The sequence below is a fragment of the Pseudomonas sp. UBA6699 genome (genome assembly GCF_002454615.1).
Classification (GTDB): domain Bacteria; phylum Pseudomonadota; class Gammaproteobacteria; order Pseudomonadales; family Pseudomonadaceae; genus Aquipseudomonas; species Aquipseudomonas juntendi.
Window position 1 is genome coordinate 1 of the sequence record NZ_DKJF01000023.1, and the last position, 25,475, is coordinate 25,475.

Annotated in this window: 27 protein-coding genes; 8 read left to right on the forward strand and 19 right to left on the reverse strand. The window is 63.7% G+C overall.

The annotated features are described in order from the left end of the window. Positions 1 to 130: 130 nt before the first annotated feature. Together B3361_RS04620 and B3361_RS04625 are read right to left on the reverse strand one after the other, a co-directional pair. The gene (locus B3361_RS04620; protein WP_054905037.1) at positions 131 to 1,285 is read right to left on the reverse strand and encodes a cysteine desulfurase family protein; all 1,155 of its coding nucleotides are present in this window, start codon (positions 1,283 to 1,285) and stop codon (positions 131 to 133) included. Between the two features lie 210 nt (positions 1,286 to 1,495). Further along, a complete protein-coding gene (locus B3361_RS04625) occupies positions 1,496 to 2,422 on the reverse strand; it encodes a LysR family transcriptional regulator (RefSeq protein ID WP_029887304.1) in 927 nt (308 codons plus the stop codon). A 139-nt stretch (positions 2,423 to 2,561) separates the two neighbouring features. Here B3361_RS04625 and B3361_RS04630 point away from each other — a divergent pair, with 139 nt between their 5' ends. Then, a complete protein-coding gene (locus tag B3361_RS04630; RefSeq protein WP_029887303.1) occupies positions 2,562 to 3,791 on the forward strand; it encodes an acyl-CoA dehydrogenase in 1,230 nt (409 codons plus the stop codon). Positions 3,792 to 3,813: 22 nt separating this feature from the next. Here B3361_RS04630 and B3361_RS04635 read toward each other — a convergent pair whose 3' ends face one another. The 7 genes from B3361_RS04635 to ribBA all read right to left on the reverse strand — a co-directional run bounded on the left by B3361_RS04635 (position 3,814) and on the right by ribBA (position 11,932). Further along, positions 3,814 to 4,854: a TerC family protein gene (locus B3361_RS04635; protein WP_154211002.1), complete on the reverse strand. Its 1,041-nt coding sequence runs from the start codon at positions 4,852 to 4,854 to the stop codon at positions 3,814 to 3,816. Positions 4,855 to 5,032: 178 nt separating this feature from the next. Next, entirely contained in the window at positions 5,033 to 6,340 is a 1,308-nt protein-coding gene (locus B3361_RS04640) for a substrate-binding domain-containing protein (RefSeq protein WP_286920124.1), read from the reverse strand. Positions 6,341 to 6,626: 286 nt separating this feature from the next. Beyond that, complete coding sequence (locus B3361_RS04645; protein ID WP_054905039.1) at positions 6,627 to 7,775, reverse strand: ABC transporter ATP-binding protein; 1,149 nt, start codon at positions 7,773 to 7,775, stop codon at positions 6,627 to 6,629. 17 nt (positions 7,776 to 7,792) lie between these two features. After that, complete coding sequence (locus B3361_RS04650) at positions 7,793 to 8,599, reverse strand: ABC transporter permease (RefSeq protein ID WP_054905040.1); 807 nt, start codon at positions 8,597 to 8,599, stop codon at positions 7,793 to 7,795. 6 nt (positions 8,600 to 8,605) lie between these two features. Beyond that, positions 8,606 to 9,523, reverse strand: coding sequence for an ABC transporter permease (locus B3361_RS04655; RefSeq protein ID WP_009686435.1), 918 nt, complete (start codon positions 9,521 to 9,523; stop codon positions 8,606 to 8,608). Then, a complete protein-coding gene (locus B3361_RS04660; RefSeq protein WP_054905041.1) occupies positions 9,520 to 10,545 on the reverse strand; it encodes an ABC transporter substrate-binding protein in 1,026 nt (341 codons plus the stop codon). Before B3361_RS04660 ends, B3361_RS04655 begins: the two co-directional genes overlap by 4 nt. A 265-nt stretch (positions 10,546 to 10,810) precedes the next feature. Next, positions 10,811 to 11,932 (reverse strand): bifunctional 3,4-dihydroxy-2-butanone-4-phosphate synthase/GTP cyclohydrolase II, encoded by a 1,122-nt coding sequence (gene ribBA / locus B3361_RS04665; RefSeq protein ID WP_054905042.1) that lies wholly within the window; start codon positions 11,930 to 11,932, stop codon positions 10,811 to 10,813. Between the two features lie 77 nt (positions 11,933 to 12,009). Between ribBA and B3361_RS04670 the strand changes: the two genes are divergently transcribed. Further along, the gene (locus tag B3361_RS04670) at positions 12,010 to 12,303 is read left to right on the forward strand and encodes a DUF1330 domain-containing protein (RefSeq protein WP_054905043.1); all 294 of its coding nucleotides are present in this window, start codon (positions 12,010 to 12,012) and stop codon (positions 12,301 to 12,303) included. A gap of 64 nt (positions 12,304 to 12,367) precedes the next feature. Here the strand turns inward: B3361_RS04670 and B3361_RS04675 are convergent, their stop codons facing one another. Then, positions 12,368 to 13,603, reverse strand: coding sequence for a hypothetical protein (locus B3361_RS04675; RefSeq protein WP_177331334.1), 1,236 nt, complete (start codon positions 13,601 to 13,603; stop codon positions 12,368 to 12,370). Between the two features lie 321 nt (positions 13,604 to 13,924). Next, entirely contained in the window at positions 13,925 to 14,944 is a 1,020-nt protein-coding gene (locus B3361_RS04680) for an alpha/beta hydrolase (protein ID WP_029887295.1), read from the reverse strand. Between the two features lie 146 nt (positions 14,945 to 15,090). On the opposite strand from B3361_RS04680, the gene B3361_RS04685 reads away from it, so the two are divergent. The 6 genes from B3361_RS04685 (at position 15,091) to B3361_RS04710 (ending at position 19,163) form a co-directional block, all read left to right on the forward strand. Then, positions 15,091 to 15,975: a LysR family transcriptional regulator gene (locus B3361_RS04685; protein ID WP_054905045.1), complete on the forward strand. Its 885-nt coding sequence runs from the start codon at positions 15,091 to 15,093 to the stop codon at positions 15,973 to 15,975. Between the two features lie 67 nt (positions 15,976 to 16,042). After that, positions 16,043 to 16,444, forward strand: coding sequence for a hypothetical protein (locus B3361_RS04690; RefSeq protein WP_054905046.1), 402 nt, complete (start codon positions 16,043 to 16,045; stop codon positions 16,442 to 16,444). Between the two features lie 93 nt (positions 16,445 to 16,537). Next, entirely contained in the window at positions 16,538 to 16,759 is a 222-nt protein-coding gene (locus B3361_RS04695; protein WP_009686443.1) for an MbtH family protein, read from the forward strand. Beyond that, positions 16,756 to 17,475 (forward strand): thioesterase II family protein, encoded by a 720-nt coding sequence (locus tag B3361_RS04700; RefSeq protein ID WP_054905047.1) that lies wholly within the window; start codon positions 16,756 to 16,758, stop codon positions 17,473 to 17,475. The genes B3361_RS04695 and B3361_RS04700 overlap by 4 nt, the downstream gene beginning before the upstream one ends. Positions 17,476 to 17,532: 57 nt before the next feature. Next, positions 17,533 to 18,084 carry a hydrolase gene (locus B3361_RS04705; RefSeq protein WP_054905048.1) on the forward strand — a complete coding sequence of 184 codons (552 nt, stop codon included), beginning with the start codon at positions 17,533 to 17,535 and terminating at the stop codon, positions 18,082 to 18,084. A 23-nt stretch (positions 18,085 to 18,107) separates the two neighbouring features. Then, positions 18,108 to 19,163, forward strand: a complete 1,056-nt coding sequence (locus tag B3361_RS04710) for a DUF1615 domain-containing protein (protein WP_281690734.1) — start codon at positions 18,108 to 18,110, stop codon at positions 19,161 to 19,163. Between the two features lie 100 nt (positions 19,164 to 19,263). On the opposite strand, the gene B3361_RS04715 is transcribed toward B3361_RS04710, so the two are convergent. From B3361_RS04715 to B3361_RS04750, 8 genes are read right to left on the reverse strand one after another with little or no spacing between them, the layout of a single operon-like run. Then, complete coding sequence (locus B3361_RS04715; protein WP_047149662.1) at positions 19,264 to 20,127, reverse strand: metal ABC transporter solute-binding protein, Zn/Mn family; 864 nt, start codon at positions 20,125 to 20,127, stop codon at positions 19,264 to 19,266. Then, positions 20,124 to 21,023 carry a metal ABC transporter permease gene (locus B3361_RS04720; RefSeq protein ID WP_054905049.1) on the reverse strand — a complete coding sequence of 300 codons (900 nt, stop codon included), beginning with the start codon at positions 21,021 to 21,023 and terminating at the stop codon, positions 20,124 to 20,126. Before B3361_RS04720 ends, B3361_RS04715 begins: the two co-directional genes overlap by 4 nt. Then, positions 21,023 to 21,769: a metal ABC transporter ATP-binding protein gene (locus tag B3361_RS04725; protein WP_054905050.1), complete on the reverse strand. Its 747-nt coding sequence runs from the start codon at positions 21,767 to 21,769 to the stop codon at positions 21,023 to 21,025. The genes B3361_RS04720 and B3361_RS04725 overlap by 1 nt, the downstream gene beginning before the upstream one ends. Then, positions 21,766 to 22,668 carry a metal ABC transporter substrate-binding protein gene (locus B3361_RS04730; protein WP_054905051.1) on the reverse strand — a complete coding sequence of 301 codons (903 nt, stop codon included), beginning with the start codon at positions 22,666 to 22,668 and terminating at the stop codon, positions 21,766 to 21,768. Before B3361_RS04730 ends, B3361_RS04725 begins: the two co-directional genes overlap by 4 nt. Positions 22,669 to 22,684: 16 nt before the next feature. Continuing rightward, positions 22,685 to 23,254 carry a DUF6162 family protein gene (locus B3361_RS04735; RefSeq protein WP_054905052.1) on the reverse strand — a complete coding sequence of 190 codons (570 nt, stop codon included), beginning with the start codon at positions 23,252 to 23,254 and terminating at the stop codon, positions 22,685 to 22,687. After that, positions 23,251 to 23,571: a hypothetical protein gene (locus tag B3361_RS04740; RefSeq protein ID WP_009686454.1), complete on the reverse strand. Its 321-nt coding sequence runs from the start codon at positions 23,569 to 23,571 to the stop codon at positions 23,251 to 23,253. The genes B3361_RS04735 and B3361_RS04740 overlap by 4 nt, the downstream gene beginning before the upstream one ends. Next, a complete protein-coding gene (locus B3361_RS04745) occupies positions 23,568 to 24,107 on the reverse strand; it encodes a hypothetical protein (RefSeq protein WP_054905053.1) in 540 nt (179 codons plus the stop codon). Before B3361_RS04745 ends, B3361_RS04740 begins: the two co-directional genes overlap by 4 nt. Further along, positions 24,104 to 25,297 carry a PepSY-associated TM helix domain-containing protein gene (locus B3361_RS04750; RefSeq protein WP_054905054.1) on the reverse strand — a complete coding sequence of 398 codons (1,194 nt, stop codon included), beginning with the start codon at positions 25,295 to 25,297 and terminating at the stop codon, positions 24,104 to 24,106. Before B3361_RS04750 ends, B3361_RS04745 begins: the two co-directional genes overlap by 4 nt. Between the last annotated feature and the right edge of the window lie 178 nt (positions 25,298 to 25,475).

A 25,475-nucleotide genomic window follows, 5' to 3' on the forward strand; every position in this document is an offset into this window, starting at 1 on the left:
CAAACGTAGGAGCGAGCGCAGCTCGCGATGCGCCGCGCGGGCGGCGCTCGATCGCACAGACGCTGAAGATGCTGCGGCTACCCTTGCCAGGAACCATAGAATCTCCCACAGGGCCCGCGCAAGAGGCGGGTTACCACAAGGCTGCCGAGGCCGCAGCCAGTACCCTGGCAAACACCTCCAGCGCCTTGTCGACTTCGGCGTCGGTGCTGAAACGGCCGATGCTAAGGCGCACGCTGTTGCGCGCCTGGTGCTCATTCAGCCCCAGCGCCAGCAGCACGTGGGACGCCATGTTGCTGCCCGAGTTGCACGCCGAGGTGGTGGACAACGCCAGTTCGCTCGCCAGCGCCGCACTGTTGAAGCCCGGGCTGTCGATGCACAGGTTCAGGGTGTGCGGGATGCGTTGTGTGGCGCAGCCATTGAGGCTGACCCCGGACAACTTCAGCAAGCCTTCCTGCAGCCGCGTGGCCAGCTGTGCTAGGCGCAGGTACTCGCTGTCGCCGGGCTGCCCGGCCAGGGCGAACGCACTGCCCATGCCGGCAATCTGATGGGTGGCCAAGGTCCCGGAACGCAGGCCCTGTTCATGGCCACCGCCGTGGATCTGTGCGCGCAGTACCGGGCGCGCGCGAGGCCCGACGTACAGGGCGCCGATGCCTTTGGGCCCATAGACCTTGTGCGCCGAGAACGACATCAGGTCGACAGCCATCGCGCGCAGGTCGATCGCCAGTTTGCCCACTGCCTGTGCGGCGTCCACGTGCAACAGGGCGCCATGCGCGCGAACGCACTCGCCAATGGCGGCAACGTCGGTGACCGTGCCCAATTCATTGTTGACGGCCATCAGCGATACCAGGCGGGTATCGGCGCGCAACGCGGCTTGTACCGCCGCGGGCTGGATCAGGCCACGGGCATCAGGTGCCAGGCGCGTGACCGCCCAGCCTTGGCGCTCCAGTTCGGCCACGGTGTCGAGTACGGCTTTGTGTTCCAGCAGGCTGGTGACCAGGTGCCCGGGGTGGTCGATGCCGTTGGCAACGCCTTTGAGTGCCAGGTTGTTCGACTCGGTGGCGCCAGAGGTCCATACCAGCGCTTCGGCCGGGGCCCCAATGCGCTCGGCCACTTGCTGGCGTGCCTGGTCCACCGCACTGCGGGCGGCCTGGCCGTAGGCATGGCCACTGGAGGCCGGGTTGCCGAAGTTGGCCTGGCGGCCGAGGCAGGCGAGCATGGTTTCGATGACCCGGTCATCGACCGGGGTAGTGGCGGCGTAATCGAAGTACAGCGGGGCGTTAGGCATCGAGGCATGTCCATGTCTGTCGCCGTGGGGTCGGCGATCGTTGGCATCAGCCTATCGTGTGGCCGAAAGATGCTTTTCGCTTCCCGCTGGGCTATTTGTGGCGTATTTGCATGCTTGTTCTATTTGATTGTCTTTTTGGAGAATATTTTTCTCGATTCATTCTTTCGCACAGCACACCGTGATACGCATCGACCGGTTTCAGCGCGCATTTCAGGCAGGTTCAAGCGCTTTTTCTTCGTCGGCTACCACACGTTGGCACAGCTCGGTGATCTGCTCGCGCATCCAACGGTTGGCCGGGTCCTGGTCGGTACTTTCGTGCCAGTACAGGTGGGTTTCCAGGGCCGGGACCTCCACCGGCAGCGGGTGGTAGCGCAGCTGATGACGGCGAGCGAAACGCTCCGGGACGGTCATTGCCATGTCGGTCTGCTGCAACACTTGCGAGGCCATCAGGTAGTGCTGCGAGCGCAGGGCGACCTTGCGTTGCACGCCCATCTTGCCCAAGGCCAGGTCGACATACCCCAGGCCGTTGCGGCGGCTGGAAATGTGGATATGGGTCATGCCCAGGTAGCTGTCGAGGGTCAGTTTGCTGTCCGCCAGCGGGTGGCTTTGGCGCAGGGCACAGACATAGCGGTCCTGCATCAACTTCACGTGGCGGACCTGGGGGTCGGTGTTCAACGGCGCGTCGATGGCGAAATCCAGGCGGCCTGCGGCCAGCTCCTTGGTGGTTTCACGGCGCTTGCACAGGAAACTCTCGATCAGCACCGCCGGCGCCAGGCGGCGCAGCCGCTGGAACAGGGGCGGCAGAATGACCGCTTCGGTCAGGTCGGTCATGCTGATACGGAAGGTTTTGTTGGCCTGTTGCGGGTTGAAAATGCGGCTTTCCTGTACTGAGGTGCGCAGCAGCGCCAGGGCGTTGCGCACCGGGCCGATGATGTTCTGCGCCATGGGCGTGGGCACCATGCCTTGCGCAGTGCGCACGAATAGCGGGTCGTTGAAAGTTTCGCGCAGGCGCGACAGGGCGTTGGACACCGCCGGCTGGGTGATGCCGACAATCTGCCCGGCGCGGGTGAGGTTGGCTTCGGTGTAGATCGCATCGAACACGATGAACAGGTTGAGGTCGACCTTGCTGAGGTTCATGGGCGCCGCTCTTTGTTGGAGTTATCTGTCGATCATATATCGGTTATGAATGTTCATACACGCTGAAAATAGACTAGGTGGATCGGGTTGCGCTGCTCTAGGCTCTGGCCATGTTCTTCGAACCGTGAAGGTAACCCCGATGGATTTCGCCTATTCGCCCAAGGTCCAGGCACTGCGCGAACGTGTCACCGCGTTCATGGATGCTTATGTCTACCCCGCCGAGGCGGTGTTTGATCGCCAGGTCGCCGAGGGTGACCGCTGGCAGCCCACCGCGATCATGGAAGAGCTCAAGGCCAAGGCCCGCGCCGAGGGGCTATGGAACCTGTTCCTGCCCGAGTCGGAGTACGGCGCTGGCCTGAGCAACCTGGAGTACGCGCCGCTGGCCGAAATCATGGGCCGCTCACTGCTCGGCCCGGAGCCGTTCAACTGTTCGGCCCCGGATACCGGCAACATGGAGGTGCTGGTGCGCTACGGCAGCCAGGCGCAGAAACGCCAGTGGCTGGAGCCGCTACTGCGGGGCGAGATTCGTTCCTCCTTCGCCATGACCGAACCGGATGTGGCTTCCTCGGACGCGACCAACATGGTCGCGACCGCGGTGCGTGACGGTGACGAGTGGGTGATCAATGGGCGCAAATGGTGGACGTCTGGTGCGTGCGACCCGCGCTGCAAGGTGATGATCTTCATGGGCCTCTCCAATCCGGAAAGCCCGCGTCACCAGCAGCACTCGATGGTATTGGTGCCAACCGATACGCCTGGTGTGAAGATTGTTCGCCCGCTGCCGGTATTCGGCTACGACGATGCCCCGCATGGCCACGCCGAGGTGCTGTTCGAGAACGTAAGGGTGCCTTACGAAAACGTGATCCTCGGCGAGGGCCGCGGCTTCGAGATCGCCCAGGGGCGCCTGGGCCCTGGGCGTATCCACCACTGCATGCGTTCTGTCGGCATGGCCGAACGGGCGCTGGAGCTGATGTGCAAGCGCTCGGTTGCGCGCACCGCCTTCGGCAAGCCTCTGGCACGCCTGGGGGGCAACGTCGACAAGATTGCCGATTCGCGCATGGAAATCGACATGGCCCGACTACTCACGCTCAAAGCGGCGTACATGATGGACACGGTCGGCAACAAGGTCGCGCGCAGCGAGATCGCGCAGATCAAGGTGGTGGCGCCGAACGTGGCGCTGAAGGTGATCGACCGGGCGATCCAGCTGCATGGCGGGGCAGGGGTGAGCGGCGATTTCCCGCTGGCGTACATGTACGCCATGCAACGCACCCTGCGCCTGGCCGACGGGCCCGATGAAGTGCACCGGGCGGCGATCGGCAAGTATGAGATTGGCAAGTATGTGCCGGCAGAGATGTTGCGCAGCGGGCGGTGAGGCAGGCTGATTCTCGTCAGGCCTACTCTTTGTGGCCGGCATTGGCTTGGGGGGTACCGTGTGCCGGCGGCTGATCCACCACAGCCGGCTTCTGCCCCCGCGTCTTGAGCAGCGAAATCACCACCCCACCCAGCAACAGCCCGAACGTCACACCCAACGACAGCAACGCCGGCACCTTGCCGACCATGCCATGGTAGAAGATCTTGCAGCCGATGAAGATCAACACCAGCGCCAATGCGTACTTGAGGTATACGAACCGGTGCATCAGCGCCGACAACGCAAAGTACAGCGAGCGCAGGCCAAGAATGGCAAAGATGTTCGAGGTGTAGACAATGAACGGGTCCTGGGTGATGGCGAAGATCGCGGGTACGCTGTCCACTGCGAACACCAGGTCGGCCAGCTCGATCAGCACCAGTGCCAGGAACAGCGGCGTTGCATGGCGCAGGGCCTTGTTCTGCCCCGGGGGTGTCTGGCGGACAAAGAAGTGCGAGCCATGGATCTCGTCGGTCACCCGCAGGTGCCGGCGCACGAACTTGAGGATTGGGTTGTTGGCCAGGTCTGGATGGCTGTCTTCTTTGGCCAGCGCCATCTTCACCCCGGTGAACAGCAGGAAGGCCCCGAAGAGGTACAGCACCCAGGCGAAGTTCTGCACCAGTGCTGCGCCCACCCCGATCATGATCGCGCGCAGGATCACCACCCCGAGGATGCCCCAGAACAGCACGCGGTGCTGGTAACGGCGGGGGATGGCGAAATAGCTGAAAATCATGGCCATGACGAACACGTTGTCCATCGACAGTGATTGCTCGACCAGGAAGCCGGTGTAGAACTCCAGCGCCGATTGCGCGCCTAGCTGGAACCAGACCCAACCGCCGAACAGCACGCCGATGCTGAAGTAGCCGGAGTACAACAGCAGGCTCTCGCGCATGCCGATTTCACGTTCGTGACGGTGCAGTATGCCGAGGTCGAGTACCAGCAGGCCGATGACGATGGCCATGAACACCAGCCACAACCAGGTGCTGGTACCGAGGAACGGGGTGGTGAGAAACGCCTGTAGAGCTGTCATGAGCCCCTCCTTGAATGTCGACGTTGCGTGGCAACAGTGATCCGACATCACGGCGTGGCAGCCGTCAGAGGGGCCCGGTATCACATAGGGTTAAGGCTAGACCTGTTTGCCTGCGCTGCCGAATCCGGCGCTGTTACATTTGTTTGCCAGGCGGCCGTGAACAGCATCACCCTGTTGCTCAGTACACCCACACCTCCACACGCTGGTTGTGCAGCCGCCCTTGTTCACGTTCGTTGCCGGCCACAGGCAACTCAGCGCCCATGCCGGTCACCTGCAGCACTGCGACGCCGTTACGTGCCAACTGGCGGCGCACCGCCTGCGCCCGCAAGCGCGACAGCAGCGCAGCGCGGCCTGGGGTCAGCTTGGGGTCGCCGAAGCCAACCAGCACTGTCTTGCCTTGTAGCTTGCCGGCCTGGTGCAGGTAATCGGCCACCCGTTGCACATCACGCAGGGCCTTGTTGTCGAGGTTGGCGCTGCCTGCCTGAAAGCGAAAGTTCACGCTCAGCCGTTGTGCCTGCCTGGCCAGGTTGCGGTAGCGCGGCGGCATGCCTGCCTGTGGTGGCACTGGCAGGGCCTGTATCTGCTGCGAAACGAACCCTTGCTGGGCGACGATGGCCTGGCCTGCCGGGCTTTGGGCGAAGTCCGCCAAGGCTTTGGCGGGTGGTTTGGGGTTGGCCGGCAGATAGAAGTACAAGCGCCGTGACAGGGGGTAGTCCTCGCTGGCCACCAGGGCGCGCGCTGGCAGCATGGCCGGGGCGTCCCCTTCAGCCACCGCCAGCACCTTGGCCCCGTGAATGGCGGCCAGGCTACTGAAGCCAATGGCCTGGCGGTCGGTGCTCACCCCTGCGGCCAGTTCGTTACTGGATTCGAAGCGCCGGGCCTGGGCTGACAGTGCCGCGTGCTGTGGCGCCAGTACCAGTGCCTTGAAGGTTTCAAAGGTGCCGGAGCGGTCGTCACGGGCGTACAGGTGAATGGCCCCGCCGGAAATGCCCAATTCTTCCCAACGCTGGATCTGACCAGAGAAAACTTGCGCCAGTTGCCCTGTGCTGAGCTGCGGCAGCGGGTTGTCGGGGTGGACAATGACCGCCACACCATCCAGGGCAATGACTTGCTCGGAAGCGGCAGCACGCAGGTCGCCCAACGCTCGCAACTGGAGTACTTCGTTGTCGTTGATCGGCCGTGAGGCGGCGGCCAGGTCGGCCTCGCCCTCAACCAGGGCGGTGAAGCCGGTGCTGGAACCGTGGGCAGCGATGTCGATGCGTACCGGTTGGCCCTGCGTGTCGCGGGCCGTGATCACGGTTTCGTTGGGCAGCTTGCCGGCCTGGCGTTCGATCGCGCTGGCTTGCTGCGCACGGAGCTGGCCCTCCACCAGCGCCGGCAGCAGGGCTGCGCCAATGGTATTGGAGCCTTGCACACGCAAATGAACTGGTTCAGCCACGGTGGTCAGTGGTAGCACGGTGAGCAGTAGCACAAGCAGGCGCGGCATGCCGGGTGGCCCTGTGGCATAGAGTTGGCCGGCAGATTACGACAGGGGCGTGATGATAATGTGACAGTCAATGGGCTTGAGGCTGTCGAGGCTGCTGTGCAGCCCATCGGCGGCAAGCCGGCTCCCACACCGATAGCAATGTTCTCAAGACCTGTGCTGTACGTTGTGGGAGATTCTATGGTTTCTGGCAAAGGTAGCCGCAGCATCTTCAGCGCCTGTCAGCCCTGATGCGATCCCTGTGGGAGCCGGCTTGCCGGCGATGGGCCGCAAGCCGGCCTTGGCGGTCTCAATGCGCGCCGGCCGATTTGCTCAGGTCGCTCTCGGCCCATTCGGTGTAGATGCAGGCATCTGCCACTGCCCAGCGCACCTTCACGCTGTCCCCTGGCTGCATCGGCATACCCGCTGCAGACAGTGCCTTGACCGTCAGTTCGGTACCACCAGCAGTGACCACATGGCAGGTTTGGCTTTCCCCCAGGAACAGTACCTCGCCAACCTTGGCGCTGACCTCGTTCCAGCCTGCCGGCAGCGGCTGGCGCGCGGCTTGTTCGGCAGTCAGGGCCAGGGCTTTTTCCGGGCGGACCATGATCAGCGCATCCTGCGAGGCTGCCAGCCCCGGGGTCAGGCGGATGGCCACCGGCTGGCCTTCGAAGCTGGCTGCGCCGTTGCTGCTGGCCTTGATCCGCAGGAAGTTGGAGTTGCCCAGGAACGATGCCACAAACGCATTCGGCGGGTTCTGGTACAGGTCGTAGCCGGTGCCCAGGCCAACGATCTTGCCGTGGCTGAAAATGGCAATGCGCTGCGACAGGCGCATGGCCTCTTCCTGGTCGTGGGTCACGTAGACAATGGTGATGCCGAGGCGGCGGTGCAGCTGACGCAGCTCGTCCTGCAGGTCTTCACGCAGCTTCTTGTCCAAGGCCCCGAGCGGCTCGTCCATCAGCAGAATGCGTGGCTCGTACACCAACGCGCGGGCAATCGCCACACGTTGCTGCTGGCCGCCGGACATCTGCGACGGCTTGCGTTGGGCGAACTGTTCCAGTTGCACCAGCTTGAGCATGGCATCGACGCGCTTGCTGGTTTCGCCCGCATTGAGTTTGCGAATGGCCAGCGGAAAGGCGATGTTGTCGCGCACGTTCAGGTGCGGGAACAACGAGTAACGCTGGAACACCATGCCGATATCACGCTTGTGCGGCGGCACGTTGACCAGCGACTGGCCGTCGACCAGAATCTCGCCGCTGCTCGGCGTTTCGAAACCGGCCAGCATCGACAGGGTGGTGGACTTGCCCGAGCCACTGGAGCCGAGAAAGGTCAGAAACTCGCCTTCCTGGATCTCCAGGTCTAGGTTGTCCACGGCGGTGAAGTCGCCGTAGTGCTTGTTCAGGCCACGCAGGCTGACCAGGGTCTTGCCGTGCGCGTTGTCTTTGATCACTGCACTCATTGTTGTTATCTCCGCGCTCAGGCGTTTTCGGTGCGCCGGCGCAAGGCGGCGGCAATGAACATGACCAGCAGCGAAAGGCCGATCAGCAAGGTCGAGGCCACGGCGATCACCGGGCTCAGGTCCTGGCGCAGGGTGGTCCACATCTTCACTGGCAAGGTCTGCAAGTCGGGGCTGGCCATCATCACGCTCAGTACCACTTCATCCCAGGACACCAGGAAGGCGAACAGGCCCCCGGCAATCATCCCCGGGCGAATGGCCGGGAAGGTGACATTGAAGATCGCCTGCAGGCGCGACGCGCCGCAGATCACGGCGGCATCCTCGATCGACTGGTCGAACAGCTTCAGCGAGTTGATGATCGAAATGATGGTGAAGGGCAGGGCGACGATCACATGGCTGACCACGAACGCGAACAGCGTGCCGGTATAGCCCAGCTTGAGGAACAGCGCGTACACCGCCACCGCAATGATCACCAGCGGCACGATCATTGGCATGGTGAACAGCCCGTACAGCAGTTCACGGCCCGGGAAGCGGCCACGCACCAGGGCGAACGCGCTGGGTAACCCCAGCAGCACCGCTGCAACGGTGGTCAGCACGGCCACCTTGAAGCTGGCCAGTGCAGCCTCCATCCACTCGGGGTTGGAAAAGAACTGGCCGTACCACTTGAGGGTCCAGCCGGGCGGCGGGAAGACCAGCCACTGCGACGACCCGAACGACAGCAACACGATGAACACTACCGGCAGCAGCAGGAAGGCTGCGATCACCCCGGTGGTCAGGTACAGGCCTGTGCGCAGCGGGCGGCCCATGGCATTGGGGGAAAGGAGCATGGCGGTTTACCTCGGGTTGCCAACCGGGGACTCCGGCTGCAGCTTCAGGTACAGGTAGAAGAGCACCAGGGTGATCAACACCAGCAGTGCGGCGGCGGCGCTGGCCAAGCCCCAGTTGAGGAACGACTGCACCTGCTGGATGATGAATTCCGGCAGCATCATGTTCTGCGCCCCGCCCAGCAGTGCCGGGGTGACGTAGTAACCGAGCGACATCACGAACACCATCAGCGCCCCGGAAAACAGCCCCGAGCGGCACAGTGGCAGGAACACCTTCCAGAAGTTGGTCCACGGGCTGGCGCCACAGATCGAGCCTGCCTGCAGCACCATCGGGTCGATGGCGTGCATGGTCGCCTGCAGCGGCAGCACGATGAACGGGATCATGATGTAGCTCATGCCGATCACTACACCGGTCAGGTTATGCACCATCTCCAGCGGGGCATCGATGATGCCCATGGCCATCAACGCCTTGTTGATTACCCCCGAACTCTGCAGCAGCACCAGCCACGAGTAGGTGCGTGCCAGCAGGCTGGTCCACATCGACAGCAGCACGATGTTCAGCAGCCAGCGGCCCCAGCCTTTGGGCACCAGGGTGATGGCCCACGCCAGCGGGAACCCGAGCAGCACGCTGATCAGGGTGACCACACCGGCCACCGAGAAGGTGTTGAACAGCACCCGTGCGTAAGCCGAGTTGGCGAACAGCTGCTCGTAGTTGCCCAGCCCGGGCGTTGGCTCCAGTACCCCGCGCAGCAACAGGCCGATCAGCGGGGCGAAAAAGAACAGACCCAGGAACAGCAAGGCCGGCAGCAGGTTGCGGCTGCCTTTCCAGCGCTGGCTCAGGCCCACGCGCCGCGGTACGGTGCCCGGAGCGCCGGCCCCCGTGGGGGCACCTTGGGCGTTATGCAGGGCGTTGATGGCGACTTTCATTTGACCAACCACTCATTCCAGCGCGCGGCGATGGCCTGGCCGTTCTTGGCCCAGTAGGCGAAGTCGAGGGTGACCTGGTCCTGGGCATGGGCGGTAGGCAGGTTGGGTGCAAGGTCCTTGTCCAGCTTGGCTACGCTGTCGACGTTGACCGGCGCGTAGGCGGTCTTGTTGGCGAACTCGGCCTGGCCTTCGGCGCTGCTGGCGTTGGCCAGGAACTTCATGGCCGCGTCCTTGTTCTTGGCGCCCTTGGGGATGACCAGGAAATCGGCCATGACCAGGTTCTGCTTCCAGCTCACACCCACCGGGGCACCGTCTTGCTGCAGGGCGTAGACGCGACCGTTCCAGAACTGGCCCAGCGCAGCTTCACCAGAGGCCAGCAATTGCTGCGACTGAGCGCCACCGCCCCACCAGACGATGTCTTTCTTGATGGTGTCGAGCTTATTGAAGGCGCGGTCCAGGTCCAGCGGGTAGAGCTTGTCGGGGGCTACACCGTCGGCCAGCAGGGCCAGTTCCAGCACGCCTGGGCTGGGCCATTTGTACAAGGCGCGTTTGCCAGGGTAGGTCTTGGTGTCGAACAGCGCGGCCCAGTCGACTGGCTTGTTGGCACCGAGCTTGCCTTCGTTGTAACCGAGCACGAAGGAGAAGAAGAACGAGCCGACACCGTGGTCGGACACAAAGCGTGGGTCGATCTTGTCGCGCTTGATCTGGGTGAAATCGAGGGGTTCGAGCAAGCCTTCGCTGGCGGCGCGCAGGGCAAAGTCGGCTTCCACGTCGACCACGTCCCATTGCACGTTACCGCTCTCGACCATGGCCTTGAGCTTGCCATAGTCGGTCGGGCCGTCCTGGACTACCTTGATGTCGGTCGCTTTGGTGAAGGGAACGGCCCACGCTTCTTTCTGGGCGTCCTGGGTGGTCCCGCCCCAGCTGACGAAGTTGAGGCTGTCGGCGGCTTGGGCGGCCTGACATGCCAGGGTCAGCAGGCTGGCAGACAGCACTGCGGTTACACGTTTGCTCAACAGCATGGTTACGCCCTCGTTGCTTTTGTTATTCGAGGCTGGGCTTGTGGTGCGCCCGCCAATAGTGTTCGGGGAGCAGCTAAAACAAAGTGTCGATGGCCATCTGGCGTTGTGGATGCCGGCCAGCAGACTTAAGGTCTACGGGATATCATATTATGGTATTCCAAACTTTTGGCAAGAGGTATGAGGCGACCGGCCATCACTCTGTCCTCTGCATGCTTGCGCGAACCTCTGTAGGCGCGACGCAAGGCCGCGCCTACAAGGCACTGCGTCAGTCCACCAGGCCTGGCTCAAAGGGAATGCTCTGCACCACCTCCAGCTCATAACCCGCCAGCCCCGCATATTTCAGCGGCGGCCCCAGGTGGCGCAGCTTGCCCACCCCCAGGTCCTGCAGAATCTGTGCTCCGGTGCCCACTTCCGAGTACACCTTGGACTGCCCGCGCTGGTAAGGCCGCACCGGTTGGGTCAGCTGTGGTACCCGCTCCAGCAATGCCTGCGAGGATTCATGGTTGGCCAGGACCACCACCACGCCGCTGCCTTCCTCGGCCACCTTCTGCAGTGCCGCCCACAGGGTCCAGTTGGCGGGGCCGGCGTACTCGGCACCAACCAGGTCGCGCAGGGGGTCGATCACATGCACCCTGACCAGGGTTGGCTGCTCGCGGCGGATGTCGCCCATTACCATGGCCATGTGCACGCCACCTTCGATGCGGTCTTCATAGGTGACCAGGCGGAAGGTGCCATGCACGGTCGGCAGCTCACGTTCGCCGATGCGCTTGATGGTCTGCTCGGTGCTCAGGCGGTAGTGGATCAGGTCGGCGATGGTGCCGATCTTGATGCCATGCCGTGCAGCGAACACCTCAAGGTCCGGGCGACGCGCCATGGTGCCGTCGTCGTTGAGCACTTCGACGATCACCGAGGCCGGGCTGAAGCCGGCCAGGCGCGCAAGGTCGCAACCCGCTTCGGTGTGGCCGGCGCGGGTCAGCACGCCGCCTTCGCGGGCACGCAGGGGGAATATATGGCCGGGTTGGACCAGGTCTTCGGGGCGGGCCGTGGGGGCCATGGCGGCGGCCACGGTACGTGCCCGGTCGGCGGCAGAGATGCCCGTAGTGACGCCCGTGGCAGCTTCGATCGACACGGTGAACGCGGTGCTGAACACACTGCCGTTGGCCGGTACCATCTGCTCCAGCCCCAGGCGTTGGCAGTGATCGTCGGTCAGGGTCAGGCAGATCAGGCCCCGTGCTTCGCGGGCCATGAAGTTGATGGCCTGGGCGTCGCAACGCTCGGCGGCGATCAGCAGGTCGCCTTCGTTTTCGCGGTCCTCGTCATCCACCAGCAGGACCATTTTGCCTTGCCGGTAGTCCTCGAGAAGTTCCTCGATGGTGTTGAAAGCCATGTTGCACGCTCGCTGTGGTGGAGTCATTTTTATGGTATACCATCATACACAAATGTCGACGAATCAGGAGGAAGTGCATGAAGGCCTATTGGATCGCCCATGTGGACGTGACCGACCCCGAGCAGTACCTGCAATACACCCAACGCGCCCCGGCTGCCTTCCAGGCGTTCGGTGGCCGCTTTCTGGCCCGTGGCGGACGCAGCGAAGCGCTGGAAGGGCGGGCCACACCTCAGCGTAGCGTGGTGATCGAATTTGATTCCTACGCGCAGGCGGTGGCGTGTTACCGGTCTGAGCTGTACCAGGAGGCGTGCAGCCATCGCCAAGGGGTAGCGAAGGCCGAGGTGATCATCGTTGAAGGGGTGGGGCCGTGAGTGTTGGTTGATGCCCCTGACGCCGGCGAGCCGGCGATAGGGCCACTACTGGCAAAACAGAAGCTCAAGGCGCTTGCGTAACGTGCACGTTGTCGATGACCATGCGCGGATTTACGCCGTCTTCAACCATGTGAAGGTGCAGGATTTCAGGGCCGTTCACCGTTAGCTCATCGGACCCATAATGCATACCGTCACGGTCACTCAGCCGTTTGTGGTTGTCCATAAAGGTGAGATCTCTGGTACATAGATCACTGCACCCCCAGTCGTAACTTACGCGGCGGGTACCTGTGCCAGGCAGCAGAATTTCGGTTGAACCGTCGAACGTAAGATGTTTTGCCTTTATGGCGCTTCCATCGCCGCTGTGCGAATCGTCGCTGATCCCACCCGTGCCATGTAGTTTGAATGTCGTTTGGTCAACCTTGAATTCCTTGCGGTCACCGACCTGCTCGGACTCGAAATCGACCTCCGAAGGCACGATGGGGCGACCTACCGCTTGGTCTTGCTCATCGTAGGTGAGCTGCATAACCTGATCCTTCGCCGTGGGCAGCTTGATTCGGATTACAGGCACCGCCTGGCCATACGCTGCGTGATACCGGAACTGGTCGAACTGCGCCAGCAAGCCAGCCTGCGTCTGACCCTCGACATAGAAAAATGCAAAAACAGGCAAGTCGGCGCCCACGCCGACTTGCCAGGCTGGGAGCAAAATCTCGTTGTAGCCCATCCACGCATCGGCGCTCAAACCTGCCCTGACTTTTAACGGCATCTCGAACCACCGGGCCTTCATGTTCGCGGGTGCTTCGCGAAGGTCCCATCCGCAGACTCTTGATTTTCTGATGTCATCTTCGCTGTACGTTGCCAACCACGCTTCGGCATCCTTCACGCCGACCTTCTGGCACGCATCCGTGGTGCTCTCAAACCCATCATGCGGGCCGCACCCCTGCGCGGTTTCGCGGTTGTCCGTGCCACCATCGATGGGGAAGGTGCACAGTACTTCGAGCTCGCGCAGCTTGCCGTGCGGGATGGCCTGCAGCGGCGGGAACAAAAAACCATTGAAGCGTTCCGCCGCCCTGCCGAAGTTGGTGTCGCGGCGCACCCAGGAAAACGCTATGGCGCCTTTATCCAAGTGCTTGCGGCTCGGGTCCCAAGGTAGCGATTCTGGGCTGAAACCGGTGGCACGCATTTCAAAACCGCTGCACAGGTAGCTGGGTTTGTCAGGCCCACCACAGTCTTCGGTGACCGAGTCGTACCAGACTTTCAGTTGCGTAACCGCCTGTTCACCCCGCTTGTTCAATTCGATCAACTGCTGTGACTTGGCTGTTGCGCTTGTGAGTGCCTGAGTCTGCGCGGGCGGACGGGCAGGCAGCACAGGGGACGTGTGCGACACGCAACCGATCAAACTTCCCAGGGTTAGAAGCGACAAGGCTATTCGTGTCCACATTGGCGAGCACCTTTTTCTGAGTGGAGTAGCACAGCCGCACGCATAGCTATCGTGGGCTTTGCTGCAATTTGCGCACAGGAAAAAAGTGGCGGCTACTGGCAGTTCTATCAGCATTCGGGCCAAGCCCAGGTGACCGAGCGCCAACATCTCGATTGGGCCTGGGCAGGTCTTCCGGTCATGGGCTCAGTTCAGGTGCGCTTTGAGTTCGGCGCCAGCCTGGCGCATTGCCGCCTTGACCGCCGGTACCTGGCTCAGCGGGTTGAGCAGCCCATAGTCATGGATCATGCCGTTGTAGCGCACCGAGGTCACCGGCACGCCGGCGGCATTCAGCTTGCGGGCATAGGCCTCACCTTCATCACGCAGCACGTCGAACTCGGCTGTTTGCACCAGCGCTGGCGGCAAGCCTTGCAACTGTTCGGTGGTAGCTCGCAGCGGCGCGGCGTAGATCTGTTCCCGCGCCTTGGCATCCGTGGTGTAGTTGTCCCAGAACCACTTCATCATGCCGGTGGTCAGGAAGTGCCCTTCGGCAAACTGTTTGTACGAAGCGGTTTCGAAGCTGGCGTCCGTCACCGGCCACAGCAACAGCTGGAAGCGCAGGGCCGGGGTGCCAGCTTCTTTGGCCTTCAGCGCCACGACCGCCGCCATGTTGCCACCGACGCTGTTGCCAGCCACGCCCAGGCGCTTGCCATCCACGCCGATCTGCTGGCCGTGCTCGGCCACCCAGCGGGTCGCGGCATAGGCCTGGTTGATCGCGGTTGGATAATGCGCCTCCGGCGACGGGGTGTAGTCGACATAGACCGCCACTGCCCCAGAGCCAACCACCAGGTCACGGATCAGCCGCTGGTGGGTCGGGAAGTCGCCGAGCACCCAGCCACCGCCATGGAAGAACATGAATACCGGCAACGCCCCTTTGACATTGGCCGGGCGAACCACCTGCAGCTTGATCGACTGGCCGTCGGCCTCGATGGTGCGTTCCTTCACCTCGATCCCGGAGAGGTCAACCTTGACCGAGGCCTGGGCGCCGGTCAGCACCGCGCGGGCATCTTTCGGGCTGAGTTGCTCCAGTGGCTTGCCGCCGCCTTGCTCCAGGGCTTCGAGGAAGGCCTGGGTGCGTTGCTCCACGCCTGGGCTTCCCGCTGCGAACGCGCTGGAAACGGACAGCGCCAGAAGCGAGGCGGTGAGTGTTTTGTGGACAATGTTCATGGGCGAATCCTTTTCTGTGAAAGTGTCGGGAATGGTCGTCTTGCCTGGCCTGCTGGGCCATCGCTGCGACCTGTGCGTAGATTAGGCAGGTGCGCTCGTGGGAAAAAGCCGCTATAAAGCGTTTTACTGTCACCAAGAGCGAGACAATGAACCCCTACGAAGACATGCGAATCTTTGCCCAGGTGATGGAGGCCGGCAGTTTCACCGCCGCTGCCGAGCGCCTGGGGATGTCCAAGCAATCGGTGAGCCGGCGCCTGATGCAACTCGAAGCGCGCCTGGGCGTGCGCCTGCTCAACCGCTCCACCCGGCGCCTGGATGCCACGCCGCTGGGGCAGCAGTACTACCAGTCGGCCATGCGCCTGCTGGGTGAAGTGCAGCAGGTGGAGCACGACATCAGCGGCCAGGCCCAGGCCTTGCGCGGCACCTTGCGCCTGAGCGCGCCATTGTCGTTCGCCATGGCGCACCTGGGCTGTTTGCTGACCGAGTTCCTGCAGTTGCATGCGCAGGTGGATGTGGAGGTGGACCTCAGTGATCGGGCGGTGGATCTGATCGGCGAAGGCTATGACCTGGCGTTGCGGATTGGCGCGCTGGAGGACTCCAGCCTGATCGCCCGGCGCATCGCCGATGTGCAGCGGGTGTACTGCGCGAGCCCGAGCTACCTGGCGGCGCGCGGTGTGCCGGCCAGGCCGGAGAACCTGGCCGGGCATGACTGCCTGCCCTATGGGCATTCGCGGCAGGTGCAGTGGCAGTTTCGGCAGGCTGGCAAGGCCCAGGCGATTCAGGTGGCCGGGCGCATGCGCGCGAACAATGGTGAAATCCTGAGGGACGCGGCGATTGCCGGCATGGGGGTGACTTACCTGCCGACCTTCATCGTAGGGCAAGCGCTGGCCGATGGTCGCCTGGTCACGGTGCTGGATGACTGGCGCCCGCCGGCATTGCAGCTGTCGGCAGTGTACCCGCAGCACCGCCAGGTGGCGCGGCCGGTGCAGGGGTTCGTGAACTTCCTGCGCGAGCGCTTGCTGCAGTTGTAAAGCCAGGGCACGGGCGATAAGAAGACCGCTTCTACAAGCACCCGCAAAAACTGGCTATGCTTGGCCCATGACCAGCTCTCCACCGTTGCGCCAGCCTTGCCCCCCTGGCGCCTGCATTTGTGGCCGCGAACAACTGGCCGACCACCCGCAGACCGCCCAGCGCATACTCCTGCTGACCCGCCAGGAAGAAAAGCGCCTGCTCGACCGCCTGGAAAACCTGAAGGACCTTGAAGACCTGCAGCGGCTGCAACAACGCCTGTTCGACAATCTCGGCATTCGCGTGCACATCGCCCCGGGCTTCAATGAAGTGCGGACCATGCGCGGCATCGTCATCGAACTGGATAACCAGCCCGGACTATGCCGCAAGACCCGGCAGGCGATCCCGGCGGCGATTCGGCGCGGGCTGGAGCGCAATCCCGAGGTTGCGTTCCGCCTGCTCGATACCCACGACCTGCTGCGCGATGCATGAGATGAAGTTAATTTTCCGCCGCCTTGCTACGTCTACTTGAAAGCCCCCTGCGCCAGTGCGCGCAGCGGTTTTCATCATTCAAGGAGGCAGGCAATGACTTCTGTATTCGACCGCGAAGATATCCAGTTCCAGGTAGTGGTCAACCATGAAGAGCAATACTCGATCTGGCCCGACTACAAAGCCATCCCCAACGGCTGGCGTGCAGTGGGCAAAAGCGGCCTGAAAAAGGAATGCCTGGCGTATATCGACGAGGTGTGGACCGACATGCGCCCCCTCAGCCTGCGCCAGAAAATGGCCGAAGCCGCCCCCCAGTGACCGCACTGAACCTGCTGTGCCTGCCGTACTCGGGGGCCAGCGCCATGGTCTACAGCCGCTGGCGGCGCAAGCTGCCGTCGTGGGTGCAGGTGCGCCCGGTGGAACTGCCCGGGCGCGGCGCCCGCATGGCCGAGCCGCTGCACACCGACATGCAGGCGCTGGCCCGGCAACTGGCCAGCGAGCAGCGCCTGGCCGCCAATGCACCCTACGCGTTGCTGGGCCACAGCCTGGGTGCCTTGCTGGCCTTCGAGCTGGCGCATGAGCTGCAAGCGCTGGGCTGCCCGGCGCCGCTGGCGTTGTTTGCCTGCGGCACGGCGGCCCCGACCCGGCGCGAAGATTACGATGGCAGGCACTGGCGCGAGCCAAAAACCGACGCCGAGCTGATCAGCGAGCTGCGTGAGCTGCAAGGTACGCCCGAGGAAGTGCTGGCCAATGCCGAGTTGATGAGCCTGACCTTGCCGACACTGCGCGCCGATTTCCTGCTGTGCGGCACCTACGCCTACCGTCAGCGGCCGGCCCTGAGCTGCCCGCTGCATGTGCTGGCCGGCACTGATGACCGGGCCAATGACGAGCAACTGCGGGCCTGGGGCAAAGAAACCCACGGCGAGTTTTCGCTGCAGATGTTCCCCGGCGGGCACTTCTTCATCCACGAGCATGAAGACCGTGTGCTCGACGCCCTCACTGCCTCGCTGCAACCGTTGCGCCTGTCCGCCTGATTGACGTCACCGCTTGCCTGGGGGAGGCTAGGCCTTTTCCCAGGCAAGGGGCAGAGCATGCTGATCGATCCACACAAGGCCACGCTGCTGGTCGTCGACATCCAGGAAAAGCTCATCGGCGCCATGAGCGACGCCGAAGGCACCCGGGCGCGGGCCCGCTGGCTGCTGGCGGCGACCGCCGAGCTGGAGCTGCCGGTGGTGATTTCCGAACAGTACCCCAAGGGTCTGGGCCACACCCTGGCCGAGTTGCTGGCGGTGGCACCGGCCGCCCAGGTGGTGGAGAAAAGCCATTTTTCCTGCGTTGCCGCCCAATGCTTGCCCGACAGCCTGATGGCCCGTGAACAGGTGATCGTGTGTGGCATGGAAACCCATGTCTGCGTGCTGCAGACCGTGCTCGGCCTGCTGGCGCTGGGCAAGCAGGTGTTCGTGGTCGAAGATGCCTGTGACAGCCGCACGGCGGCCAGCAAGGCGGCGGGCCTGGCGCGCATGCGCGAAGCCGGTGCGCAGGTCGTGACCCGGGAAATGGTGCTGTTCGAACTGATGGGGAGTGCAGCGCATCCGTTGTTCCGCCATATCAGCAAGACCTACCTGGTCGGTGAACAGCCCTGAACGGCCGGTTATGGGCGGCAGGCATGATGGCCCTTGCACTGCTGCAAGGTTGCGCCGGGCGCCGCGAAGAGGTGCCCGCAGCGGACCCGGCCGAGGTTCGCGCCCAACTGCTGCGGTTGCTGCCCACGCAAGCCCGCGACCGCGAGGGCTGGGCCAAGGACATCCAGGTGGCCTTCGAGGCCCAGCGCATCCCCCCCAGCAAGAGCAACCTGTGTGCCGTGTTGGCGGTCACCGAGCAGGAGTCGACCTTCACTGACGACCCACAGGTGCCCAACCTGGGGCGTATCGCCCGTGAAGAAATCGACCGCCGCGCCGCGCGCCTGCACATCCCCAGGCTGCTGATCGATGGTGCGTTGAAAACGCCGTCTGGCAACGGCCAAAGCTACCAGCAGCGGCTACAGGCAGTGCGCAGCGAGAAACAGTTGAGCGAACTGTACGACGAGGTCATTGCCCGGCTCCCGTTGGGCAGGACCTTGCTTGGCGGGCTGAACCCGGTGCATACCGGCGGGCCCATGCAGGTCAGCATCGACTTTGCCGAACAGCATGCGCAGGGGTACCCCTACAGCCATGACGGCAGCATTCGCCAGGAGGTATTCACCCGGCGCGGTGGCATGTACTTCGGTATCGCCCACTTGTTGGGTTACCCAGCCAGCTACGAACGCCCGCTCTACCGCTTCGCCGATTTCAATGCCGGCTGGTACGCCAGCCGCAATGCGGCGTTTCAAGCGGCGCTGAGCAAGGTCACGGGTGTGCGCCTGGCGCTGGACGGCGACCTGATCGCACCGGGGTCGATCATGCCGGGCGCGACCGAAACGGCGGCGCGCAAAGTGGGCGGGAAGCTGGGGCTGCGCAACCCGCAGATTCGCCGCCAACTGGAGGACGGCGACAGCCTGGCGTTCGAGGACAGCAAGCTGTACGCCGGGGTATTTGCCCTGGCCGACGCGGCCGCTGGCAAGCCGCTCCCGCGAGCGGTGCTGCCGGGGATCGAACTGAAGAGCCCGAAGATTACCCGCAAGCTGACCACGGCGTGGTTTGCAGGGCGGGTGGACGAGCGTTACCAACGGTGCATGAAGCGCTAGCGCCCAGGTGAACTGTCAATGTCGCCCCTGCCGAGGCGGGCGCGGTCTTGCAGCGCGAAAGGGCCGCAAAGCGGCCCCAGGATTTGCGACGGACTGTTGATCAGCTTTCGCCAAGTGCCCCGACGACTTGTTCGACACTGGCCTTCAACCCGGCAAACGCATCATCCGGGTCGCTGTCCACCACCACCAGCTTCGCGCCGGCCGCCTGGATCGCTGCGGCCAGCGCCGGCTCCGGTTGGCGATGGTCCAGCACCAACGCCACATCCTGTGCCTTCAGGTTGGCCTCCAGCGCCTTCAGCGCGGCAGCATCCCACGCCGTTGGCAGCGGCTGCTGCACCACATCCAGGTTCAGGCCGCTGGCCAGGTAACCCAACCGCGGCGACAGGCTGACCACTGTGAGGTTGTCGACCTTGGCCAACTGCGTCTGGCTGCTGGCGGCAAGTTCCAACAGCTGGCGCTTGAGCGCGGCCAGGTTGCCCTGGATTTTCGTTTTTTCGCTCGGCGCAAGGCGTTCCAGGTCGTTGGCCACGACGTCGGCCATGCGCCCCAGATTGGTCGGGTTCAGCCACGGGTAGGCGTTGTAGGCATCGTCGCCACTCACCGCGATACCTGGCAATGCGCCGTCCACCGGTCGTGCGGCATCGATCTCGACAATGCGGATATTGCTGCGCCGGGCCATCGGGTACAGCGGGTCGTCGCGCCAGATCGAACGTACGCCGATCACCGCATCGGCCTGTTGCGCAGCCTTGTCCAGGCTGGCGCCACCACGGCCGCTGAAGTACGACGGCTGGCGACTGGCCGGCAGGTTGGCCGGGGCTGCGCGCTTGAGTTGTACGCCGGTCCCCTCGAGCAGGGCGCTGGCCAGGCTGTGGGTGATCGGCAAGGTGGTCAGCACCTGCGTGGCGAAAGACAGCGACGGCAGGCTGGCCAGGGCCAGTGCCAGGGTCAGGTGTTTCAGGTTCATGCCGGGTTTCCTTGCAGGCGGGGAACGAGGGCGCGGGCGAGCGCAGCGAGGGCGAAGCAGAGACCGGCGACCAGGATGATCGCGGCACCCGACGGCACCGGCAGGTCGAACACGATCGGTAGCAGGATGCCGAACAACGTGCTGATGGTGGCGATGAGCACCGAGAGGAAGAAAAAGCCCTTCAGTGACTGGCTGACCAGGCGCGCGGCGGCAGCCGGGATCACCAGCAACGCACCGACCAGAATGGCCCCGATCACCTTCACTGCAGCCACGGTGACCAGGGTCACCAGCACCACGAACAGGTAGTCCAGTGTTTTCACCGCCACCCCGCGTACAGCAGCCAACTGCGGGTTGAAGCTGGCCAGCATGATGCGGTTGTACAGCGGCAGCGCCAAGGCCAGCACCAGCATGGCGACGATGCCCAGTACCACCAGGTCCTGCCCGCTCACGGTCAGCACCGAACCGAACAGCACGTTCTCGAGGATGTGCACATTGATCTTGCCCGCCAGCATCAGTAGCAGGCTGGCGCCCAGCGCCAGCGACACCGAGAGGAATACGCCGATCAGTGTGTCCGGTGACAACCCGGTGCGGTTACGCAGGAAGTTCAGCAGGATGCCGAACAGCAGGCAGTAACCGAACAGGCTGCCATAAGGCCCGGTATAGGGCTCGCCCAGCAGGATGCCGATAGCCACGCCGGTCAGTGCGGCATGGCCGACCGCTTCGGAAAAGAATGCAAAGCGCTTGACCACCACCAGGGTGCCCAGGCCACCCAGCACCGGGCCAATCATCAGGCCGGCGAGCAAGGCATTGACCACGAAGCCATAGGCCAGCGCCTCGGGCAGGTAGCCGGCAGTGGCCCAGTCCTGGACCGTTTGGCGAAAGGTTTCGAAACTCATCAGGCAATGCTCTCGCTACGCGGGTGGACGGAAAACAGGCCCAGCAGGCGCTCCGGCGTCAGGGCCTGGGCTGGCGGGGCGTCGAACAGTACCTGGCGGCTCAGCCCGGTAACCCGGTCGGCCAGGCGCAGCACCGCTTCCAGGTCGTGTTCGATCCACAACACAGTGGTCCCCGCCTGGCGCCAGGCCAGCAGCAGTTGTTCGAACACCTGAATGCCGGCTTCATCGAGCGCCGACATCGGCTCGTCCAGCACCAGCAGCTGTGGTTCGGGGATGAGCCCCTGGGCCAGCAGCACCCGCTGGCGCTCACCGCCCGACAAGGCCCCCATGCGCCGCTTGCGCTTTTCCAGCATGCCAACCCGCGCCAACGCAGCATCGATGGCAGGCTGCACCCTGCGCGACAAACCCAGGAAGGCCGGGCGCCGCTGGCACATGGCGGCCATGAAATCATCCACGGTCATTGGCAGCCCGCGGTCGAACTCCAGGGCCTGCGGGACGTAGCCGATCACCTCGCCTTGCCCTGGCCAGTGCAGGGTCAGTTCACCATGGTGGGGCATTTGCCCGAGCAGGGTCTTGATCAGCGAACTCTTGCCGCCGCCGTTGGGGCCGACGATGGCGTGCACGCTGCCCGGGGCGACGGTGAAGCTGACCTGTTCGAGGATACGGGTGCGGCCCAGGGTCAGGTCGATATCGGCAAAGGTGATGCGCGGCCCGCAGGCCGTTGCCAGGTTGGCAGCGGCGGTCATGCGCGGTTCTCCTGAATGGCGCGGACCACGGTGTCGAGGTTGCGCTTCATTTCCACTTCGTACTTGTCCTTGGTGTATTCGCCATAGGAAATGTGGGTAAGGGGGTAAAGGCGCACACCAGACTCACGCTGGATGGTTTCGACATAGGCTGAGGGGAAGTCCATTTCCGAGAAGATCACCCTCACGTCCAGTGCCTTGAGCTGGTCGATGGTCTTCTTCAGCTGCGCCGGGCTCGGCTCGATACCATGGGCGGGTTCGACCACGGCGGTCACTTCCAGGCCGAAGTCGCGGACCAGGTAGTCGTAGGCAGCGTGGATGGTGGCCACGCGGAAGGTAGCGGTGGGGGCCTCGGTGACCTTGGCCAGTGCCTGGGCACGCAAGCCACGCAGGCGTTTGGCGTAGGCCCGGGCGTTCTGCGTGTAGAACCGGGCATTGTCCGGGTCGAGCCGGCCCAGCTCGCGGGCAATGTTGTTGACCTGGGCAATGGTCGTGCTGATCGACAGGAAAGTGTGCGGGTTGACCACCTTGCCGGCACCGCGTGCGGCAATGCCGGTAGCTGCCAGCAGCGGTACGTTCTGGTTGGCCTCGATCGTGGCGATATCAGGTTTTTCACTGGCAGCGATCATGCGGTCGGCAAAGTCGTCATGGCCAACGCCATTGAGCACCACCACGTCCAGGGTGCCGATGCGCTTGATGTCTTCGGCCCGGGGCTCGTAGGCGTGCGGGTTGAAGCCCGCCGGAATCAGCGGCACCACCTCGGCCTTGTCGCCAACGATGTTGCTCACGTAGCTGTAGTAGGGGTGCAAGGTGATGCCGATACGCAGCGGCTTGCCATTATCGGCCAGAGCCATTGCCGGCAGGGCCAGGGCCAGGAGCAGGGCGAGGGTGGAGCGAAACATGGGCGAGTCCTTCGGTTCAGTGGCGGTGTTCGCGGGTAACCCCGGCGTCGTAGTGGCTGACCACCTGTTGCCAGCCAGCGGCGATCAGTGCCGCCTGGCCGAGGTCATCCGGGATGATTGCGGCGCTGTCGCGGCGCAACCAGATATCGGCCTGGCCGGTGCTGTCGGGTGGCAGGATCAGCAGCAGGCTGCCGGCAATTTCGGGTGCCTGGCTGCGGCCCAGGTAGGCGCCGGGCACCAGCCAGGTCCACTGGTGACTGCCCCGGCTCTGGCTGCCGGCGTCGACCACGAATGGTGGCAGGCCTTCATCGGCCAGGGCCTGTACCCCAGGTGCAGCGGCGTTTTCTTCACGCAGCAACTGGATCTCGTCGAATGCCACCCGCAGGTCGGTGTAGAGGCCTTGCTCGGCCGCAGTGAGGTCGCGGCGGGCGTCGATCTGGTGGCTGGCGATGGCCTGTTCGTCCTCGCGCTCGCCGCGCAGCGACACCACGCCAGCTGCCAACGCCACTATCAGCAAGCTGGCCAACAGCACGTACAGGGTTTCGTGCCCGGCCCCGGCCGGGCGAATCACGTGAGCGCGGCTCATGGCTGGGCGATGTCGGCGTAGTCGACTTCCACCACGTGCCCGGGGCCGGCGTCGAACAGTACGTAGAATTCGCCGTCCGGGCGCTTGAAGGTCAGGGTCGAATCGTCGCCAAGCTTGCCGCCGACCAGCACTTGCTCGTCATAGCCGATCACATCCAGGGTTACCCCGGGGGCGCCACTGCCGTCCGAGAAACCACCGGTGCACTTGACTTGGCCGCTGGCCAGTTCTTCGCATTCGCACATGGGGTTGTGGGCCAATGCCGGGCTTGCGGCCAGTGCCAGCAAGGGCAGGGCGAGGGTGCGCAGCAGGTATTTCATTTCTTGCCTCCTTTGTTCTCGAGCCAGGCCACGGTGGCTGGCGATGCCTTGGCCAGCGGGACAGACGCCTGGTGCATGCTGCCGTCCCAGCCTTCCACGGTGATCCAGATCTGGGCGTCGGGTTTGGTGCGCGGAGGGACCGGCAGGTTGGTGGCCATGGCGTAGGGCGCGCCGAAGAAAATCGTGCCCGCCGCCCGCAGGCTGCGCGGTTTGCCGATGCGCAGGTAAACGGCCTTCACGTCGTTGACGCACGACTTGCACAGCGCTGCCCTGAATACCTTGAAGTCGCCTGCCGGGCCGTCTCTGCGGGGCGCTTCGTCACGCAGTTCCGCCAGGTCAAGGGTGTAGGGGCCGGCCTGGATGCCGGTGATCACATTCGCCCCCAGCCCTGCCTCGCCGCGGAACAGCTTGGCGTCGCTGAAATACTTGGGCATGAAACCCAGGGGGATCAGGATCAGCAGGATGTTCAAGTGGAAGCGCCACTTCAACCACCACTGTTTAAGCGGGCTGACGGGCACGGCCTGGGTGGGGCTCATCGTTGCATCTCCAGCGAGGTCCGGGTGGGCACAGTGCGGGGGGCGCGTTCGCTGCGCTTCAGCGCGGCAGCGGTGGCTTGTGCGGTACGTTTTGTCCAGATCAGCAAGCCGCTGAACACCATCAGGGTGAGCACCAGGCCGAAGAAGAACCAGATCAGCTTGATCGGCAGGCCGCCGAAGTCACCGGTGTGCAGGGGGCGCATGGACTCGGTGACGAACTCCAGGGCGGAGCGGTCGCCCAGCAGGAACTGGCTGTCCACCTTGCGCGTGTAGGGGTTGACCTCGGCGCTTTGGAACATCAGCGGATACCAACCCCGCCCGCCCATGGAAATATGGCTGTAAGCGGTGGCAGGCAACGCAATGAAGTTGATTTCCAGCCCTGGAATCGCCAGGCCAGCGATGCGTGCCGCTTCATCGAGGTCGATCCGTGGGGCTGGGCTGCCATCGGCGGTCTGGGGCACTTCGTCGCGAGCGATGACCGGCACGATCGGCTCGCTGGAAATGCTGATGTGGTTGTCGAACAGAATTGCCTGGATCAGGAACCAGGTACCGGTGATGGAAATGACCGCGATGAACCAGATCGACCAGACACCGGCCAGGCGGTGCAGGTCGCCCCAGAAGATGCGCGAACCGTGGCCTGTACGTACCGGTTTGAAGAAGCCTTTCCAGAACTTCTTGTACACCACCAGCCCGGTTACCAGTGAAGCGAGCATGGGCAGACCGAGGATCGACACCAGGTACCAGCCCCAGCTGAACCCGTTGGTGAAGGGCACCAGCCACCAGCCGTGCAGGGCGCGGGTGAAGGCTTCGAAGTTGAAGTCAGGGGATTTGCCCTGAATCGCACCGGTGTAGGGATTGACGTAAAGGGTCGGGGTGGTGCCGTCCGGGAAGGTCACATTGGCCGTGAGGGCGAAGTGTGAGCCGTCGGGCTGGATGATGGACTGCACGACCATATCCGGCTCTGCTTTGTGCAGGGCGTTCAGCACCTGCTGGAAGCTGAGGCGTTCGGCGTCGGTGTCCGGCTTGCTGGCACGTACATCCGGGTTGGCCAGCCAGACGATTTCCTGGCTGACCACCGCGAGCATGCCCGTGAAGCAGACGATCAATACAAAGAACCAGATCGGCAAGGCGAGCCAGCTGTGCACCAGGAACCACAGCCTGGATTTGGATTTTTTCAAGGGTTTGGCCATCAGACGGTCTTCTGCAATGGGTGGTCGAGCGTGCGCCCAACCAAAGAGGGCTGTACTGATAAGGACGAATGAGAATCGAAATCCTGCCGATTAAAATGAAAGCAAATGTTTCAAGCGATGAAGCCAACCTGCGCAGGGGGCGGCAGGTCGGCCAAGGGGGGGCTCATGATGAGGTGTA